At 74.1% G+C, this 17,803-nt stretch carries 13 protein-coding genes; 9 read left to right on the plus strand and 4 right to left on the minus strand.

The genetic code is table 11. The features are described from left to right. Window positions 1-150 precede the first annotated feature (150 nt). Window positions 151-1,386 (plus strand): MFS transporter, encoded by a 1,236-nt coding sequence (locus NP048_RS08045; RefSeq protein WP_227577674.1) that lies wholly within the window; start codon window positions 151-153, stop codon window positions 1,384-1,386. Between the two features lie 31 nt (window positions 1,387-1,417). Here NP048_RS08045 and NP048_RS08050 read toward each other — a convergent pair whose 3' ends face one another. From NP048_RS08050 to NP048_RS08065, 4 genes are all read right to left on the minus strand, one after another. After that, on the minus strand, window positions 1,418-1,921 hold the full coding sequence (locus tag NP048_RS08050; protein WP_227577675.1) for an FBP domain-containing protein: 504 nt from the start codon (window positions 1,919-1,921) through the stop codon (window positions 1,418-1,420). Window positions 1,922-2,295: 374 nt separating this feature from the next. Continuing rightward, entirely contained in the window at window positions 2,296-2,670 is a 375-nt protein-coding gene (locus tag NP048_RS08055; protein WP_227577676.1) for a DUF1844 domain-containing protein, read from the minus strand. A gap of 111 nt (window positions 2,671-2,781) precedes the next feature. Then, window positions 2,782-4,284 carry a catalase gene (locus NP048_RS08060; RefSeq protein ID WP_227577677.1) on the minus strand — a complete coding sequence of 501 codons (1,503 nt, stop codon included), beginning with the start codon at window positions 4,282-4,284 and terminating at the stop codon, window positions 2,782-2,784. 74 nt (window positions 4,285-4,358) lie between these two features. Further along, the gene (locus NP048_RS08065; RefSeq protein WP_284439729.1) at window positions 4,359-4,772 is read right to left on the minus strand and encodes a Fur family transcriptional regulator; all 414 of its coding nucleotides are present in this window, start codon (window positions 4,770-4,772) and stop codon (window positions 4,359-4,361) included. Between the two features lie 330 nt (window positions 4,773-5,102). Between NP048_RS08065 and infC the strand changes: the two genes are divergently transcribed. From infC to NP048_RS08105, 8 genes are all read left to right on the plus strand, one after another. Continuing rightward, entirely contained in the window at window positions 5,103-6,236 is a 1,134-nt protein-coding gene (infC, locus tag NP048_RS08070; RefSeq protein ID WP_227577679.1) for a translation initiation factor IF-3, read from the plus strand. A gap of 88 nt (window positions 6,237-6,324) precedes the next feature. Then, complete coding sequence (gene rpmI, locus NP048_RS08075) at window positions 6,325-6,519, plus strand: 50S ribosomal protein L35 (protein ID WP_046528208.1); 195 nt, start codon at window positions 6,325-6,327, stop codon at window positions 6,517-6,519. Window positions 6,520-6,582: 63 nt separating this feature from the next. Continuing rightward, entirely contained in the window at window positions 6,583-6,969 is a 387-nt protein-coding gene (rplT, locus tag NP048_RS08080) for a 50S ribosomal protein L20 (RefSeq protein WP_227577680.1), read from the plus strand. Window positions 6,970-7,081: 112 nt separating this feature from the next. Beyond that, the gene (locus NP048_RS08085) at window positions 7,082-7,912 is read left to right on the plus strand and encodes a TrmH family RNA methyltransferase (protein ID WP_227577681.1); all 831 of its coding nucleotides are present in this window, start codon (window positions 7,082-7,084) and stop codon (window positions 7,910-7,912) included. 27 nt (window positions 7,913-7,939) lie between these two features. Next, window positions 7,940-8,602, plus strand: a complete 663-nt coding sequence (gene thpR / locus NP048_RS08090) for an RNA 2',3'-cyclic phosphodiesterase (protein WP_227577682.1) — start codon at window positions 7,940-7,942, stop codon at window positions 8,600-8,602. Between the two features lie 258 nt (window positions 8,603-8,860). Then, window positions 8,861-9,931, plus strand: coding sequence for a phenylalanine--tRNA ligase subunit alpha (gene pheS / locus NP048_RS08095; RefSeq protein ID WP_227577683.1), 1,071 nt, complete (start codon window positions 8,861-8,863; stop codon window positions 9,929-9,931). 1 nt (window position 9,932) lies between these two features. After that, entirely contained in the window at window positions 9,933-12,512 is a 2,580-nt protein-coding gene (pheT, locus tag NP048_RS08100) for a phenylalanine--tRNA ligase subunit beta (RefSeq protein WP_227577684.1), read from the plus strand. 250 nt (window positions 12,513-12,762) lie between these two features. Further along, window positions 12,763-17,742, plus strand: coding sequence for an ExeM/NucH family extracellular endonuclease (locus NP048_RS08105; RefSeq protein ID WP_227577685.1), 4,980 nt, complete (start codon window positions 12,763-12,765; stop codon window positions 17,740-17,742). The last annotated feature ends 61 nt before the right edge of the window (window positions 17,743-17,803 follow it).

Raw genomic sequence — 17,803 nt, forward strand, 5'->3', positions numbered from 1 at the left:
GGATAGGGCGGGAGCCACGGCCGTCCGGCGACCGCCCGCGAGGCCCCGCGGCGGCGCTGGTGCGCCACGCACGACCGGGGGAGCGGACCTTCCCGGCATCCCGGGCACCGTGCTCGGGAGCCCCCTGACGAGGAGTGAGCATGGTGGACCGTGCGTTCCGCCTACTCCGACGTGCTGCGCCTGCCAGGGGTGCTGCGGCTCTTCCTCATCGCCGTCGTCGCACGGCTCCCTCACGCGATGACGGGCGTGGTCCTGACCCTGCACGTGGTCGGCGCTCTCGACGAGGGCTACGGGCGTGCGGGGATCGTCACCGCATCGCTCACGGTCGGGCTGGCCGTGGGCGCGCCGTGGCGGGGGCGCCTGGTGGACCGTCTCGGCCTGCGCCGCGCGGTGCTGCCGTCGATCGTGGTCGAGTCCGCCGTGTGGCTCGTCGCGCCCCACCTCGGGTACGGCGCACTGATCGCGGTGGCGTTCCTCGGGGGCCTGTTCCTCGTGCCGGTGTTCTCGGTGGTGCGGCAGTCGCTCTCGGTCCTCGTGCCGCCTGCGCAGCAGCAGGCCGCCTTCGCGCTGGACTCGGTGTGCACCGAGCTGACCTTCATGCTGGCGCCCGTCCTCGGGGTGCTGCTGGTGACCCAGGGGTCGAGCCTCGTCGGCCTCACGGTCGTCGGTGTCGCGACGGTCGGCGCCGGTGCGCTGCTGCTGTGGGCGAACCCGCCCACCCGGTCGGCACCACGCGCGGGTCAGCCCCTCGAGGAACCCGCCGGCCGGGTCGTGACCCCGCAGCTGCTCGTCGTGCTGCTCGCTGCCGTCGCGGCGTCGTTCGTCCTCATCGGGACCGACGTCTCGCTCGTGGCGGAGCTGAACGACGCCGGACGGGCCCAGGACGTCGGCTGGATGCTCGCGCTGTGGGCCGGTGGGTCCCTCCTGGGTGGCCTGGTCCACGGCACACGCTCCCGGCAGCCGTCGCCGCTGGCGCTCGTCGCCGTGCTGGCCGTGGCCACGGTTCCGGCCGTGTTCGCCACCGGCCCCGTGGTGCTCGCCGTGGCGATGTTCGTCGCCGGGCTGCCGTGCGCGCCGGCGCTCTCATCGATCAACGCGACGCTCGTCCGGCTGGTCCCGGAGCGCCGGCGCGGTGAGGTCATGGGGTGGGCCGGCACCATGCAGACCTTCGGCAACGCCCTCGGTGCGCCGGTGTGCGGCATGGTCATCGACCGTGCCGGTGCCGGTGCCGGGTTCGCCACCGCGGCCGTCGTGGGTGGCGCGGTGGCGGGCGCCGGGCTGGTCGTGGCCGCGCTCGCCGGGCGCCGGCGTGCCGCGCTCGCGGCCGCGCGCGACCGGGTCGACGGCCCGCCGGACGCCGCCGTCGGCGGCAGCGCGACGCGCTGACGCCGCGCAGCGCCCGGCGGGTCCGTGCGCCTCAGCGGGTGCGGCGGATCTCCTCGACGAACCGTGCCGACCGCTCGCGCAGGCCCGCGATCCGCCGCGCGACGATCTGCTCGCGGAGCTCCTCGGCGTCGGAGCCTGCCTCGGTGCGGGTGGGCGGGCGCCGCACGTTGCGCGAGCACGTGAAGTCGGTGCAGATCAGCGTGCCGATCGTGTTGCCGCGCTTGCCGGACGCGCCGCCTCGGCGGGCGACGTACATCGTCACGTCGTCCGTGACGACCAGGTCCTCGCACCACGCGCAGACGGTCCGTCGACGGACGAGCGGTGCGTCGGCCGCACGCAGCAGCACACCGGTCGGCCCGGCGTCGAGCTCGAGGACGACGTACGCGGACAGCGGCGCCCGGCGGTCGCGCCACCCGAGGTAGTCGAGGCGGTCCCAGTCGAGGGCGGACAGGTCGGGCAGGGTGGCGTCGTTCGCCTCGCGTCGTGAGGCGTTCACGAACGAGGTGCGCAGCTGCTTCTCGGTCAGGGGGAGCATGGTGGGGTCTCGGTTTCCGTACGTCGGGACCGCCGACCGGTCGCGCGGGCGCGACGGCTCGTGGGGCCCTGGCGGGCACGGGCGAGCACGGGTGGTGGTCGGCAGGAGGGCGGCGGGGAGCGCCGCGACCGGGCCGTCGGGCGTCGCGCGGTGGCGACGGACCTCGCAGAGCGGGTCGGCGGGGTCCTCAGGCGGCGGTGCGGCGGCAGGGGTCGCCCGAGCAGGCCAAGTCGGCCACCTCGGTTCCCGCCGGCTCGTGCCGCATGCTCGCTCCTCGTGCCTCGTCCTGGGTGTCGGCGTCGCGTCGGCAGTCCTCGTTCACCGGTCGCCGACGCTCGCGCCGCATCGAGGGTACGCCCTCGATCGGACGACCGTCAGGACACCGGCCCCGTGAACTTCTCGCCCGGCCCCTCACCGGGGGCGTCCGGGAACGGCGACGCCTCGCGGAACGCCAGCTGCAGCGACCGCAGGCCGTCGCGCAAGGAGCGCGCGTGCTGGTTGCCGATGTCGGGTGCCGCCGTGGTCACGAGCGCCGCCAGCGCGTTGATCAGCTTGCGCGCCTCGTCGAGGTCCCGGTGACGGGCGCCGGGCCCGTCCGCGTCGTCCTCCGCGAGGCCGCACTTGACCGCGGCGGCGCTCATGAGGTGCACCGCGGCCGCCGTGATGACCTCGACCGCGGCGACGTCGGCGATGTCGCGGACGGCCTGCGTCGCCGGGTCCGTCGCATCCTCGGGGATGGTGTCGCTCATGGGCCGATCCTCTCACCGCGTCGACGGCGTCCATGCCGGACGGCGGACGGCCCCGCACCACGAGGGTGCGGGGCCGTCGCGGCCGGTGGGGGACCGGCCAGTGCCGTCAGGTCAGGCGACCGGCAGGCTCGCGGTGCCCGGCTCGCCGGTCTCGACCGGCGCGTCGATCGCCGTGAGGCGCCCGCGCAGCGCGGAGCCGAGGTTGGCGTCGACCTGCGTCCAGTACTGGATCGCACGCTCGCGGACGTCGGAGCGCTTCACGCCGCCGACGTGACCCGTGATCGTGTCGAGGAACCGGGCGCGCGCCGCGTCGTCGAAGACCTCGCGGTAGAGCGTGCCCGCCTGGCCGAAGTCGTCGTCCTCGGGGTGCAGGGTCGCCGCCGTGCGCACCAGGGCGCCGTCCGACTCCCAGCCGCCCTCGCCCGCGCGGGCCGGGTCGGCCACCGGGCCACCGACCGAGTTGGGCGCGTAGACCGGCGTGGTGGCCGACGAGAAGGTGTACCGCGCGGCGCCGTCCTGCGAGTACGAGTGCACCGGGGACTTCGGCGCGTTCACCGGCAGCTGCGCGTGGTTGGTGCCCACGCGGTACCGGTGCGCGTCGGCGTAGGAGAAGATCCGCGCGAGCAGCATCTTGTCCGGGCTGGCGGCGATGCCAGGCACGAAGTTGCTCGGCGCGAAGGTCGCCTGCTCGATCTGCGCGAAGTAGTTCTCCGGGTTGCGGTTGAGCTCCATCACGCCGACCTCGATCAGCGGGTAGTCCGCGTGCGGCCACACCTTGGTGAGGTCGAACGGGTTGAAGCGGTACTCCGCCGCGTCCGCGTACGGCATGACCTGGACGCTGAGCGTCCAGCGCGGGAAGTCGCCGGCCTCGATGTGCTCGTGCAGGTCGCGGATGTGGTGGTCGGCGTCCGAGCCGGCGAGCTGCGCGGCGACCTCGGCCGGCATGTTCTCGATGCCCTGCTGGGTCTTGAAGTGGTACTTGACCCAGAAGCGCTCACCCGCGGCGTTGATCCACTGGTAGGTGTGCGAGCCGAAGCCGTCCATGTTCCGCCACGTCGCGGGGATGCCGCGGTCGCCCATGAGCCACGTCACCTGGTGCGCCGACTCCGGCGACAGCGTCCAGAAGTCCCACTGCATGTCGTTGTCGCGCAGGTGCGAGCCCGGCAGGCGCTTCTGCGAGTGGATGAAGTCGGGGAACTTGATGCCGTCCCGGATGAAGAAGACCGGGGTGTTGTTGCCCACCAGGTCGTAGTTGCCCTCGGACGTGTAGAACTTCAGCGCGAAGCCGCGCGGGTCGCGCCACGTGTCGGGGGAGCCCTGCTCGCCGGCGACGGTCGAGAAGCGGGCGAGCATCTCGGTCGCCACGCCCGGCTGGAACACTGCGGCGCGCGTGTAGGCGGACACGTCCTGCGTCACGGTGAAGGTGCCGAACGCACCGCCGCCCTTGGCGTGCACGACGCGCTCCGGCACACGCTCGCGGTTGAACTGCGCGAGCTTCTCGACCAGGTAGTGGTCGTGCAGGGCGATGGGGCCGTCGGCGCCGACGGACAGCGCGTGCGCGTCGGACGCGACGGGCGCGCCGGAGTTGGTCGTGGTGGTGGGGACGTGGGTCAAGGCGTGTTCCTCTCGTCGACCGGGCGGACGGGCCCGGCGGGATCGTGGGCGCCGGCGTGGCCGGCGCGGGTGTGTCAGCCGGCGGTGCGGCAGGCGGGGCACAGGCCCCAGTAGGTGACCTCCGCGGTCTCGACGTCGAACCCCGCGGTGGAGCTGGGGGTCAGGCAGGGCGCGTCACCGACGGCGCAGTCCACGTCGTCGACCGCGCCGCAGCCGCGGCACACGACGTGGTGGTGGTTGTCGCCCGTGCGCCGCTCGTAGCGGGCGGGGTGCCCGGCCGGCTCGATGCGGCGCAGCAGCCCGGCGTCGGACAGGGCGTGCAGCACGTCGTACACCGCCTGGACGGACACGGTCGGCACGGCGGCGCGAACCCGCTGGAGCACGGCGTCGGCATCGAGGTGCGCGTGGCCCTCGAGCGCGCCGAGCACGGCCAGCCGGGGTGCGGTGACCCGCAGCCCGTGCTGCCGCAGCAGGTCGGTGTCCGTCATGGGAGTCATCTGACCACGTTTTCTGGAATCATTCCAGTCTCGTCGTGCAGGTCGCGCGGTGATCACGGCGCGCGCCCGTCGCCCGCCGGGTCTGCTAGCCTGGGCTCGACTGATTCGCGCTGTCGCGCGCCCTCGTCCTGTCGCACGGCCCCTCGGGAGATGTCCCGGGAGCCCGTGCCGGAGTCGGGGGTACGCGGCGGAGCGGATGCACAAGTGGAGCTCCTCCCACCTGGCCCCGACTGCTCGGCTCGTCCGACGACAGGGAACCAGGTCACGGTCCGAAGGTCGACGGGTCCTCCCCGGCGGCCTGTCGACGGTCGTCTGACGACCGTGGACGCCGGACGAGGCCTCCTCCTGTGCCCAGGACGGGGGCCTTCCTCGTTCCTGGGGGTCCACGACGACGAACCCGAGGAGCACCACATCAGCGAGCCCCGCATCAACGATCGGATCCGCGTCGCCGAGGTCCGACTCGTCGGACCCAACGGTGAGCAGGTCGGCATCGTGCGCCTGGAGGACGCTCTGCGTCTGGCCCAGGACGCGGACCTCGACCTGGTCGAGGTGGCCCCGACCGCTCGTCCTCCCGTGTGCAAGATCATGGACTTCGGCAAGTTCAAGTACGAAGCCGACATGAAGGCGCGTGAGGCCCGGCGGAACCAGGCCAACACGATCCTCAAGGAGATCCGGTTCCGGCTGAAGATCGACCCGCACGACTACGGCACCAAGAAGGGCCACGTCGAGCGGTTCCTCAAGGCCGGCGACAAGGTCAAGGTCATGATCATGTTCCGCGGCCGCGAGCAGTCGCGCCCGGAGATGGGCGTGCGCCTCCTGCAGCGCCTGGCAGCCGACGTCGCCGAGCTCGGCTTCATCGAGAGCATGCCGAAGCAGGACGGCCGCAACATGATCATGGTGCTCGGGCCGACCAAGAAGAAGGCCGAGCAGCGCAACGAGCAGCGCCGGGCAGCGTCGCAGACCGAGGACGGCACGACGTCGACCGACGAGTCCGAGGCGCCTGTCGAGCACATCCCGTGGCCTCCCGTGGCGCGCGAGCGTCGTCCGGAGCCCGTGCAGACGGTCGAGACCCCGGCGGCGGACACGCCCGCCGAGCAGGTCCAGGCCTCTGCTGCGTCGTCGGCACCGCGTCGCTCGGGTCCGCCCGCGCCGCGCTCGACGTCGTCCGCACCGCGCTCGACGTCCTCCGCACCGCGGTCCACGTCCGCACCGCGCCCGTCATCGGCCGCACCGCGGTCGTCGGCACCGGCTGCGCGTCCTGCCCCCTCGTCGGCGCCTGCCGCCCGCCCGGCCCCGTCGTCGGCCGCGGGTCCGTCGGCCCCGCGTCCTGCGGTGCCGCGTCCGGCCTCGGCGCCGAACCCGGCAGCCCGTCCGGGACCCCCGGCCGGGGGGCCACCCAAGCCTGCGCCGCGCCCCGGCCCGCGCAGCACGACGGACGGCGAGAAGTCCGGCTGATCATCCGCACGGGCGCGTCCACCCCGCGCCCGGACGACCCACGAGTCGCACGACCGTGCGATGCGAACGACAAGGAGACACGGCAGCCATGCCGAAGAACAAGACGCACTCCGGTGCCAAGAAGCGGTTCCGGGTCACCGGCACCGGCAAGGTCATGCGCGAGCAGGCCGGTGGTCGCCACCTGCTCGAGCACAAGTCGAGCCGCCGCACCCGCCGCATCGCCGGTGACGTCGTCGTCTCGCCCGCAGACACCCCCAAGATCAAGAAGCTGCTCGGTCGCTGACCCGCCGGCGCGTCAGCGCCCTGGCGGAGGCATCGAGCCCCGGACACAGGCAAGGAGCATCACGTGGCACGCGTGAAGCGGGCGGTCAACGCCCAGAAGAAGCGCCGGACGACCCTCGAGCGGGCGAGCGGCTACCGCGGGCAGCGCTCGCGGCTGTACCGCAAGGCCAAGGAGCAGGTCACCCACTCCCTGGTCTACGCCTACCGCGACCGCAAGGCGCGCAAGGGCGACTTCCGCAAGCTGTGGATCCAGCGGATCAACGCAGCGGCGCGCGAGAACGGCATGACCTACAACCGCCTCATCCAGGGCCTCAAGGCCGCGGGTGTCGAGGTGGACCGTCGCGTCCTGGCCGACATGGCCGTCAACGACGCCGTCGCGTTCGCCGCGCTCGTGCAGGTCGCCAAGGCGGCCCTGCCCGAGGACGTCAACGCGCCCCGCGCAGCAGCCTGACCTGACGCGTCACCGCCGAGCCGTCCGCGGCCCGGCAGACGCCTCGACGCCCCCGTCGTCCACGTGACGGCGGGGGCGTCGTCGTGCCCGCACGACCGGGGATGATGGGGGAGTGCTCGACGACCTGCTGACCAACCCCCGCGCCGACCGCGTCAAGGCGGTGCGCGCCCTCGCGGGCCGCAGCGTCCGACGCCGGTCCGGCACGTTCCTCGTCGAGGGACCGCAGGCCGTGCGCGAGGCCGTGGCGCCCGGCGGTCCGCGCGTGCACGACGTGTTCGTCACGCCCGACGCCGAGGTCCGGTACCCCGAGATCGTGGACGCCGCGCTGGTCGCCGGTGCGCGCGTGCGCACCGGCACACCCGAGGTGCTCGACGCCATGAGCCCGGACGCGCAGGGCGTGGTCGCCGTCGTGGACCTGGTCCAGGCCGCGCTGGCACCCGTCCTGGCGGCCCGTCCCCGGCTCGTCGCCGTGCTCGCGCACGTGCGCGACCCGGGCAACGCGGGCACCGTGCTGCGGGCGTCGGACGCGGCGGGTGCCGACGCGGTGGTGCTCACTGCGAGCAGCGTCGACGTGCACAACCCCAAGTGCGTCCGGGCGACCGCCGGGTCGCTCTTCCACCTGCCGGTCGTGACCGGGCCCGAGCTCGGCGAGGCGGTCACCGCGCTGCGGACGGCGGGTCTGCAGGTCCTCGCCGCAGCCGGCACCGGGTCGCACGACCTCGACGACCTGCTCGACGTCGCCGGCGCCGCACCGGCCGGGGTGCCCGACCTCACGGCCCCGACCGCCTGGGTGTTCGGCAACGAGGCGTGGGGCCTGCGGGACGAGGACCTGGCGCTGGCCGACGCCGCAGTCCGGGTGCCGCTGCGGGGCCGGGCCGAGTCCCTGAACCTGGCCACCGCCGCGGCCGTGTGCCTGTACGCGTCGGGCCGCGCCCAGCGCTGAGGCGCCGGCACCTGGCACGCTGGGCGGATGCGCCTGTTCGCCGCCGTCTGGCCCCCCGACGACGTCCTCGACCACCTCGACCTCGCACTGGCCGTCGTGCGGCGCGGCTCCCCGTCCCAGGACGACGGCGTGCGCTGGTCCGCGCGGGAGACCTGGCACCTGACGGCGGCGTTCTACGGCACGGTGCCCGACGGCGTCACCGAGGCGATCGGCGCGGGTCTCGCACGCGCCGCGGCCCAGGCTGAGCCGTTCGACCTGCAGCTGCGAGGGGCCGGCGTGTTCGCCCACCGCACCCTGTGGGTCGGGACCGGGGGAGACGTCACCGCGATGGTCGCCCTCGCGGACGCGGCGCGCGAGGTCGGGGAGGAGCACGACGTCCGGCCCGACCAGCGGGTCCGTCACCGGCCGCACCTGACGGTGGGCCGGGCCCGTCCCGGTGCGCGTCCACCGCGCCGCGGCTCCCGCTCGACCGGCGCGGGTGGGCGCGCCGGAGGGCACGGTCCGGGCCGCTCACCAGGCCCGGACCGGGAGGACCTGCGACCCCCCGAGGTGTTCGAGCAGGCGCTCGCCGTGTACGAGGGGCCGACGTGGCGCGTGGACGCGCTCACGCTCGTCTCCTCGCGTCCCGGCGAGGGTCGCGGCGGGGGACCGCTGTACTCGACCGTCGCGACGTATCCGCTCGGGCGCTGAGGCGGGCCTGTGGCAGCATGGGCGCATGCGCTCCCTGCTCACCGTCACCGGCGGTGGTCACCGATTTCGCCGGCCCGTCCCGGGCCGCGCGGACCGCGCACGCGCACGCTGACCGGCGTGCCTGACTCGTCGCCGCGCTGCGGGACGGTCCGACAGCCCCGGGACGGGCGCCACTAGACTCGCCAGTCGGCCGACGTGCGCCCTGCGCTGTCCACGGGGCACGTCCCGGCCGTCGCCGAACCGCCCTGGAAGGTCCTGATGACCAGCGACACACCGCTGTCCCCGCTCGACGCCGACGGCGTCGCCGCAGCCGTCGACGACGCCCTCGCGGCGGTCGCCGCCGCCGGCGACCTCGACGCCCTGAAGTCCGCACGGCTCGCGCACACCGGCGACGCCAGCCCGCTCGCGCTGGCCAACCGCGCGATCGGGGGCCTGCCCGGCCCTGACAAGGCCGTGGCCGGCAAGCTCGTCGGCCAGGCGCGCGGTCGCGTCAACGCGGCCGTCGCCGCCCGCACGGCACAGCTCGAGGCCGAGCGCGACGCGCGCGTGCTCGTCGAGGAGTCCGTCGACGTGACGGTGCCCGCCGAGCGGCTCCCGCTCGGGGCGCGGCACCCGTTGACGACGCTCTCGGAGCGCATCGCCGACGTGTTCGTCGCGATGGGCTGGGAGATCGCCGAAGGGCCCGAGCTCGAGGCCGAGTGGTTCAACTTCGACGCGCTGAACTTCGGGGTCGACCACCCGGCCCGGCAGATGCAGGACACGTTCTTCGTGGCACCGCAGGACCCGCAGGTCCCCGACGACGCCTCGGGGCTCGTGCTGCGCACGCACACGTCGCCCGTGCAGGCGCGCACGCTGCTCGAGCGGGGCGTGCCGGTGTACATCGCGTGCCCGGGCAAGGTGTTCCGCACCGACGCGCTGGACGCGACCCACACGCCGGTGTTCCACCAGGTCGAGGGGCTCGCGATCGACAAGGGCCTGACGATGGCGCACCTCAAGGGCACGCTCGACCACTTCGCGCGGTCGATGTTCGGTCCGGAGGCCCGCACGCGGCTGCGTCCGTCGTTCTTCCCCTTCACCGAGCCCTCGGCGGAGATGGACCTGTGGTTCCCGCAGAAGAAGGGCGGGCCCGGCTGGATCGAGTGGGGAGGCTGCGGCATGGTCAACCCGAACGTCCTGCGCGCCTGCGGCGTGGACCCCGACGTGTACTCCGGGTACGCGTTCGGCATGGGCATCGAGCGCACGCTCATGCTCCGGCACGGCATCGCCGACATGCGCGACATGGTCGAGGGCGACGTGCGCTTCTCCGAGCAGTTCCGGACGGTGATCTGACATGCCTCGTGTCCCGCTGACGTGGCTCGCCGAGCACGTCGATCTCCCTGCCGACCTCACGGCCGAGCAGCTGGCTGCCGACCTCGTGCGCGTCGGGCTCGAGGAGGAGGCGATCCACAGCTCCGGCGTGACCGGCCCGCTCGTCGTGGGCCAGGTCGTCGAGCTGACGCCCGAGCCGCAGAAGAACGGCAAGACCATCAACTGGTGCCGTGTCGACGTCGGCGCGCACAACGACCTCGACGACGCGGGCGACCCGACGGTGCCGCGGGGCATCGTGTGCGGTGCGCACAACTTCGGTGTCGGTGACCGCGTCGTCGTGGCGCTGCCCGGTGCGGTGCTGCCCGGCCCGTTCCCCATCGCGGCACGCAAGACGTACGGGCACGTGTCGGACGGCATGATCTGCTCGGCACGCGAGCTGGGCCTGGGGGAGGACCACGCGGGCATCATCGTGCTGTCGCGTCTCGGGTACGGCGAGGACGTCACGACGCCCGGCACCGACGCGCTGCGCCTGCTGGGCCTGGCCGACGAGGTCCTCGAGATCAACGTCACGCCCGACCGCGGGTACTGCTTCTCGATGCGCGGTGTCGCGCGGGAGTACGCGCACTCGACCGGTGCCCGCTTCACGGACGCGGGACTCGCGACGGATGACGTGCTGCGTGAGCGGCCGACCGGCTTCGCGGTCGAGGTCGACGACGACGAGGGCATCCACGGGGTGCCGGGGTGCGACAGGTTCGTCGCGCAGGTCGTGCGCGGCGTGCGGGCGTCCGGTCCGTCGCCGGCGTGGATGCAGCGGCGGCTCACGCAGGCGGGGATGCGTCCGATCAGCCTCGCGGTGGACGTGACGAACTACGTCATGCTCGACCTCGGTCAGCCGATGCACGCCTACGACCTGGACACGTTGACGGCGCCCGTCGTCGTGCGGCGAGCACGGGCGGGGGAGCGCGTCACGACGCTGGACGACGTCGAGCGGACGCTGGACCCGCAGGACCTGCTGATCACGGACTCCACCGGCGGGCGCGGAGCGCGCGTCCTGGGCATCGCGGGCGTCATGGGCGGGGCCGACTCCGAGGTCGGTGACGCGACGACGGACCTGCTGCTGGAGGCTGCGCACTTCGACCCGGTGACGGTCGCGCGCTCGTCGCGGCGCCACCGGCTGACGTCCGAGGCGTCCAAGCGGTTCGAGCGGGGAGTGGACCCTCGGCTGCCGCGCGTCGCGGTCGCCCGGGCCGCGGCGCTGCTCGTCGAGCACGGCGGTGGGACGGTCGACGACGCGCTCACGGACGTCGACACCACGGTGGCGCCGCCTCCGGTGGCGTTCGACCCCGCGCAGGCGGCCCGCCTCGTGGGTGTGCCGTACACGGACGACGAGGTGCGCGTGACGCTCACCGAGATCGGGTGCGAGGTGGACGACGCGGACGCCACGTGGCAGGTGCGCGTGCCGACGTGGCGCCCGGACCTCACCGCGGGCGTCGACCTCGTGGAGGAGGTCGCGCGGCTGCGGGGCTACGACGCGATCCCCTCGATCGTGCCGCCCGCACCGTCGGGCCGCGGCCTGACGCGCGGGCAGCGGGTCCGGCGGGCGGTGGCGGACACGCTGGCCGGCGGCGGCCTCGTCGAGGTGCTGAGCTACCCGTTCGTCGGCACCGACCAGCTCGACGCGCTCGCCCTGCCGGCGGACGACGACCGTCGTCGGGCGGTGCGCCTCGTCAACCCGCTGACCGACGGGCAGCCGCTGATGCGGACGGACCTGCTGGTCACGCTGCTCGACACCGCGCGGCGCAACGTCGCGCGCGGGAACGTCGACGTGGGGCTGTTCGAGATGGGTCTGGTCACGCGGCCGGATGCGGGAGCGGTGTCCGCGCCGCGCCTGCCCGGCGGGGTGCGGCCGAGCGACGACCAGCTCGCCGCGCTCGCCGCGGCCGTCCCGGCGCAGCCGCTGCACGTCGCGGGCGTGGTCACGGGTCTGGTCGAGCCGGCCGGTCCCGGGCGTGCGGGGCGTCGTGCGGACGTCGAGGACGTCCTGGCGCACGTGCGTCGTGTCGCGCAGGTGGTCGGCGTCGACGTGACGTCGACGGCGGACCCGGAGCGTGCGCCGTTCCATCCCGGCCGGTGCGCGCGGCTGACGGTGCCTTCCGGCGCCGTCGTGGGCCACGCGGGCGAGCTGCACCCGAAGGTGGTCGCCGCCCTGGACCTGCCGGCGCGCGCGGTCGCCTTCGAGCTGGACCTCACGGCCCTGCTCGCCGCGGCGGGTGAGGAGCCGGTGACGGCCGTACCCGTCTCGACGTTCCCGGTCGCCAAGGAGGACGTCGCCCTGGTGGTCGCTGCGGACGTGCCCTCCTCGGACGTCCTCGCGGCGGTCCGCGCGGGCGCCGCGGGGAGCCCCGCGGGCGACGTGCTGGAGGACGTGCACCTGTTCGACGTCTACACCGGCGACCAGGTCGGAGCCGGGCGCAAGTCGCTCGCGTTCGCGCTGCGGCTGCGTGCGGCGGACCGGACGCTGACGGCCGCCGACACGGCCGCGGTGCGCGACGCGGTCGTCGCCGAGGCGCACGCCCGGGTGGGTGCCACGCTGCGCGCGTGACCACCGCGCTCGACGCGGGCCCGGGAGCTCTCCCGTGGCCCGCGTCGTGCTGTCGGGCGGCGCCACCGGATCCGGGCGAAACCGGGCGAACGGGTGCTGCGGCGGACGAGTTCACCAGAAAGTTACTGTCGGGTAGTTGCGGCGTATCGGGTGAACCACGCATGGTGAGACGTCCGTCCAGGTGGCGGGCGACTGATCGCGCGCCGGGGCGTCCGTACCGTCCCCTCGCGCCCTGACGGAGGGGACCCCCGTGCACGCACGACGACGAACGGCCACCGGAGCGCTCACGGCGCTCGCCCTGCTGCTGACCGGCGGCATCGCCACTGCCGGCTCGGCCCACGGGGCGGTGTCCGTCGACGCACCGCTGCTCCTCAACGAGGTGTACGGCGGCGGCGGCAACTCCGGGGCGCCCTTCGACCGCGACTTCGTCGAGCTGGTCAACCCCGGCGACGCGCCGCTGGACCTCGCCGGCTACTCGCTGCAGTACGCGTCGGTCGGGGGCGGGTCGTGGCAGGTCACGCCGCTGTCGGGCACCGTGCCGGCCGGGTCGACGTTCGTCGTCGGGCAGGCGTTCGGCAGCAACACCGACGCGCCGGACGTCCCCGTCGACCTCGAGGGCACCGGTGTGCCGATGAGCGGGACGAACGGCAAGGTCGCGCTCGTCGCGGGGGTCGCGCAGCTCACGTGCAGCACCGCGTGCGCGGACGTCGAGGCCGTCGTCGACCTCGTGGGATGGGGGCCCAACGCGTCGTCGTGGGTGGGCACGGGCCCGGCTCCCGCGACGACCAACGCCACGTCGGTCGCGCGCGACGCCGCGCACACGCACACGGCCGACAACGCAGCCGACTTCACGGCGGGCACGCCCACGCCGACGCCCGCGGGGACCGACCCGCAGGAGCCGGGCGGCCCGCAGACGGTGACGATCGCCGAGATCCAGGGCACGGGTGACGCGTCCCCGCTCGTGGGCGTGACGGTCACGACGTCCGGGGTGGTCACGGCGGCGTACCCGACGGGCGGCCTGAACGGCTACGTCCTGCAGACCCCGGGTACCGGAGGCGGTGACACCGCCTCACGCACCGCGTCGGACGCCGTCTTCGTCTACTCGCCCGCCACGGCCGGGCAGGTCGCGGTCGGGCAGCAGCTGCGCATCAGCGGACAGGTCGCGGAGTTCAACGGCCTGACGCAGGTCACGGTCGCGGCCGCCGGGGACGTCGAGGTGCTGCCCGCCGCGGACGCGCCGACGCCCGTGAGCGGTGCGTGGCCGGCCGCTGCGGCGGCACGCGAGGCCCTGGAGTCGATGCTCCTGCTCCCCACCGGCGACCTCACGGTCACCAACACCTACAGCACGCACCAGTACGGCGAGGTCGGGCTGGCGACCGGCACGACGCCGCTGCTGCAGCCGACGGAGGTCGGACGTCCTGGCTCGGCCGAGGCCGCCGCGGTCCTGGCTGACAACGCGGCCCGCGGCGTCGTCCTGGACGACGGCGCGTCGACCAACTACCTCGGGACCGGCAACGGCGGCCTCACGCCGCCGTACGTCTCGCTCGACAACCCGGTGCGTGTGGGGTCAGCCGTGCAGGTCACGGAGCCACTGGTCGTCGACTACCGCAACAACACCTGGAAGCTGAACCCCACGGCGCCCGTCGTCGCGGGCGGCCCGGCGCCGGTCACGTTCGAGGACGACCGTCCCGCGGCTCCGGACGCCGTCGGCGGGGACCTGTCCGTCGCCTCGTTCAACGTCCTCAACTACTTCACGACGCTCGGTGACATCACCGCGTCGTGCGTCGCCTACCGGGACCCCGCGGGCGAGCCGGTGACGGTCCGTGAAGGGTGCGACCAGCGCGGGGCGTGGGACGCGCAGGACCTCGAGCGGCAGCAGACCAAGATCGTCGCCGCCATCGCGGCGCTCGACGCGGACGTCGTCGGTCTCATGGAGATCGAGAACTCGGCCCGCGTCGACGGGGTCGCGGACGAGGCGGTGGCCACCCTGGTCGACGCGCTCAACGCCCACGTCGGCTCGGAGCAGTGGGCTTACGTGCCCTCGTCGAGCGAGCTGCCGCCGGCGGCCGACCAGGACGTCATCACCAACGCCATCATCTACCGGCTCGCGGCCGTGACCCCCGCCGGACCGTCCCGTGCGCTGGGCGACCAGAGCGGCGACGGCCAGGCCTTCGGGAACGCCCGCGAGCCCATCGGGCAGGTCTTCGCGCCGACCAGCGGCGGGGAGTCGTTCCTGGTCGTCGTCAACCACTTCAAGTCGAAGGGCTCGCCGGGCCCCTGGCCGGGTGACGCGGACGCGGGCGACGGCCAGGGCACGTCGAACGAGTCCCGCGTGCGGCAGGCGACGGCGCTGCGCGACTGGGTGCGCGACGTGCAGGGCGACACCGAGGCGGTCGCGCTCGTCGGTGACTTCAACGCGTACACGCGTGAGGACCCCCTGCAGGTGCTGTACGACGCCGGCTACGTGGACGCCGTGGTGGCACTCGCGCCGGGCCAGTACAGCTACTCGTTCGGCGGTCTGTCGGGATCGCTGGACCACGTGCTCCTCAACGAGGCCGCCGCTGCGCGTGCCACCGGCGCGGACGTCTGGGAGATCAACGCCCCGGAGTCGCTCGCGCTGGAGTACAGCCGGTTCGGCTACCACGGCACGACGTTCTGGGCGCCGGACCCGTACCGGTCCTCGGACCACGACCCGGTCGTGGTGGGGCTGACGGCCGGTGACGCGAACGCAGGCCCGGTCGACCTGACGTTCCTCAACATCAACGACTTCCACGGCCGCATCGACGCGAACACCGTGAAGCTCGCGGGGACGGTCGAGCAGCAGCGCGCGGCGGCGGACGGGCCGGTGGCGTTCCTCTCGGCGGGGGACAACATCGGTGCGTCGCTGTTCGCGTCCGCCGTGCAGGACGACCAGCCGACGATCGACGTGCTCAACGCCCTGGGGCTGGGCGCGTCCGCGATCGGCAACCACGAGCTCGACAACGGGTACGACGACCTGGTGGACCGGGTCATCGCGGGCGGGCAGAACGCGGCCTTCCCGTACCTGGGTGCCAACGTGTATCTCGACGGCACCACGACCCCCGCACTCGATGAGTACGCCATCCTCGAGATGGGTTCGGTCATCGTCGGTGTGATCGGCGCCGTCACGCAGGAGACCCCCACGCTCGTGCGGCCCGACGGGATCGCGGCGCTCGACTTCGGTGACCCGGTCGAGGCCGTCAACCGCGTCGCGGCGCAGCTCACCGACGGCGACGAGGCCAACGGCGAGGCCGACGTGATCGTGGCCCAGTACCACGAGGGCGCCGGCGCCGGCACGCCCGACGGCGCGACCCTGGAGGAGGAGGTCGCCGCAGGCGGCGCGTTCGCCGAGATCGTCACCGGGACGGATGCCGCGGTCGACGTGGTCTTCACCGGGCACACGCACAAGCAGTACGCGTGGTTCGGGCCCGTCGGCGACGGCGGGGACACCCGTCCGATCGTGCAGACCGGCTCGTACGGCGAGTTCCTCGGCAAGGTCGTCCTGACGTACGACCCGGCGACGGACGAGGTCACGGCCGCGGTCGCCGAGAACGTGGCGCGCACGACGACGCCCGATGCCGAGCTCGTCGCGGCGTACCCGCGCGTGGCCGCCGTCGCGGCGATCGTGGCCGACGCGCTCGCGTTCGCGGCACAGGTGGGGTCCCAGCCGGTCGGGTCCGTCACGGCGGACGTGACGACCGCGTTCAGCGGTGGGTCGTACGTCGACGGCGTGTACGTCGGGTCCGCACCGGGGACGACGACCGGCCGGGACGACCGCAGCCGTGAGTCGACGCTGGGGTCGCTCGTCGCCGACGCGCTGCTCGACTCGCTGTCGGCACCCGAGCGCGGCGGCGCCCAGATCGGTGTGGTCAACCCCGGCGGGATGCGTGCCGAGCTGCTGCACGCGCCCGACGGCACCATCACGTACGCCGAGGCGAACGCCGTGCTCCCGTTCGTCAACAACCTCTGGACGACCACGCTCACGGGCGCCCAGGTGGTGACCATGCTGGAGCAGCAGTGGCAGACCGACGAGGACGGCAACGTCCCGAGCCGGCCGTACCTGCAGCTCGGGCTCTCGGACAACGTGGCGTACACGTACGACGCGTCGCGCGAGCTGGGCGACCGGATCACGTCGGTCACGGTCGACGGCGAGCCCATCGACCTCGACGCGCCGTACCGCATCGGGACGTTCTCGTTCCTCGCGCAGGGCGGGGACAACTTCCGGGTGTTCACGCAGGGGACGCAGACGGCCGACTCCGGCCTCGTCGACCGTGACGCGTGGATCGCGTACCTGCAGGCGAACCCGGGCATCGCGCCCGACTTCGCGGAGCGGGCCGTCGCGGTGCCGGCGCTCGCGGACGCCGTGGCGGCGGGCGGGCAGCTGACGTTCACGGTCGGGGGGATCAACCTCACGAGCCTGGGCGCACCGCAGAACACGTCGGTCGAGGTGCGGCTCGGTGACGACGTGCTGGGCACCTTCCCCCTCGTGCAGGGGGAAGGGCCGGACGCCGCAGCCGAGGTCACGGTCACGGTGCCCGCCGGCCTCGCGCCCGGTGCCCACACCCTGACGGTCGTCGCAGCCCCCAGCGGGACCACGGCGACGGTGCCGTTCACGGTCGAGGAGGCGTCGACCGGGTCGTCGACGACGCTGAGCGCCTCGCCCACGACGCAGGTCTTCGGGACACGGGGGACGCGGGTCCGGCTGACCGCGTCGGTCGAGTCGGAGGCGCCGGTCGCCGGCACCGTGCAGTTCGTCGCCGGCGAGGAGGTGCTGGGCACGTCGACGCTGCGTGACGGCCGCGCGGTGCTGACACTTCCGGCGGACACACCCGTCGGCACGTACGAGGTCGTCGCCCGGTACGCCGGGACCGACGCGGTCACCGGTTCGCAGTCCGCGCCGGTCACCGTCACGGTGGTGCGCGCGACCAGCAGGACGTCGCTCGACGTCCTGCAGTCGCCGCTGCCGCGGCTGATCCCGTCGGTGTGGGTGGCGACCGTCGGGCTCGACACCGCGCGCCTCCCGCAGGGGCGGGTGGAGCTGCGTGAGGGCGAGCGTGTCGTCGCGCGGGCGGACGTGGTCCTCGGCCTCGCGATCGGGACCGTGCCCCGCGGCATCGGCTCGGGGACGCACCGGCTGACGGCGGTCTTCGTCCCGGACGCACCGGACGAGGTCGCGGGCAGCGCGAGCCGGACGGTCTCGGTGCGCGGCTGACGCGGGCTGACGTCGGACCGACGCGGGCCCGGCCGGAGCGATCCGGCCGGGCCCGCGTCGT

This window comes from Cellulomonas xiejunii (assembly GCF_024508315.1).
In the GTDB taxonomy this organism is placed as follows: Bacteria; Actinomycetota; Actinomycetes; order Actinomycetales; family Cellulomonadaceae; genus Cellulomonas; species Cellulomonas xiejunii.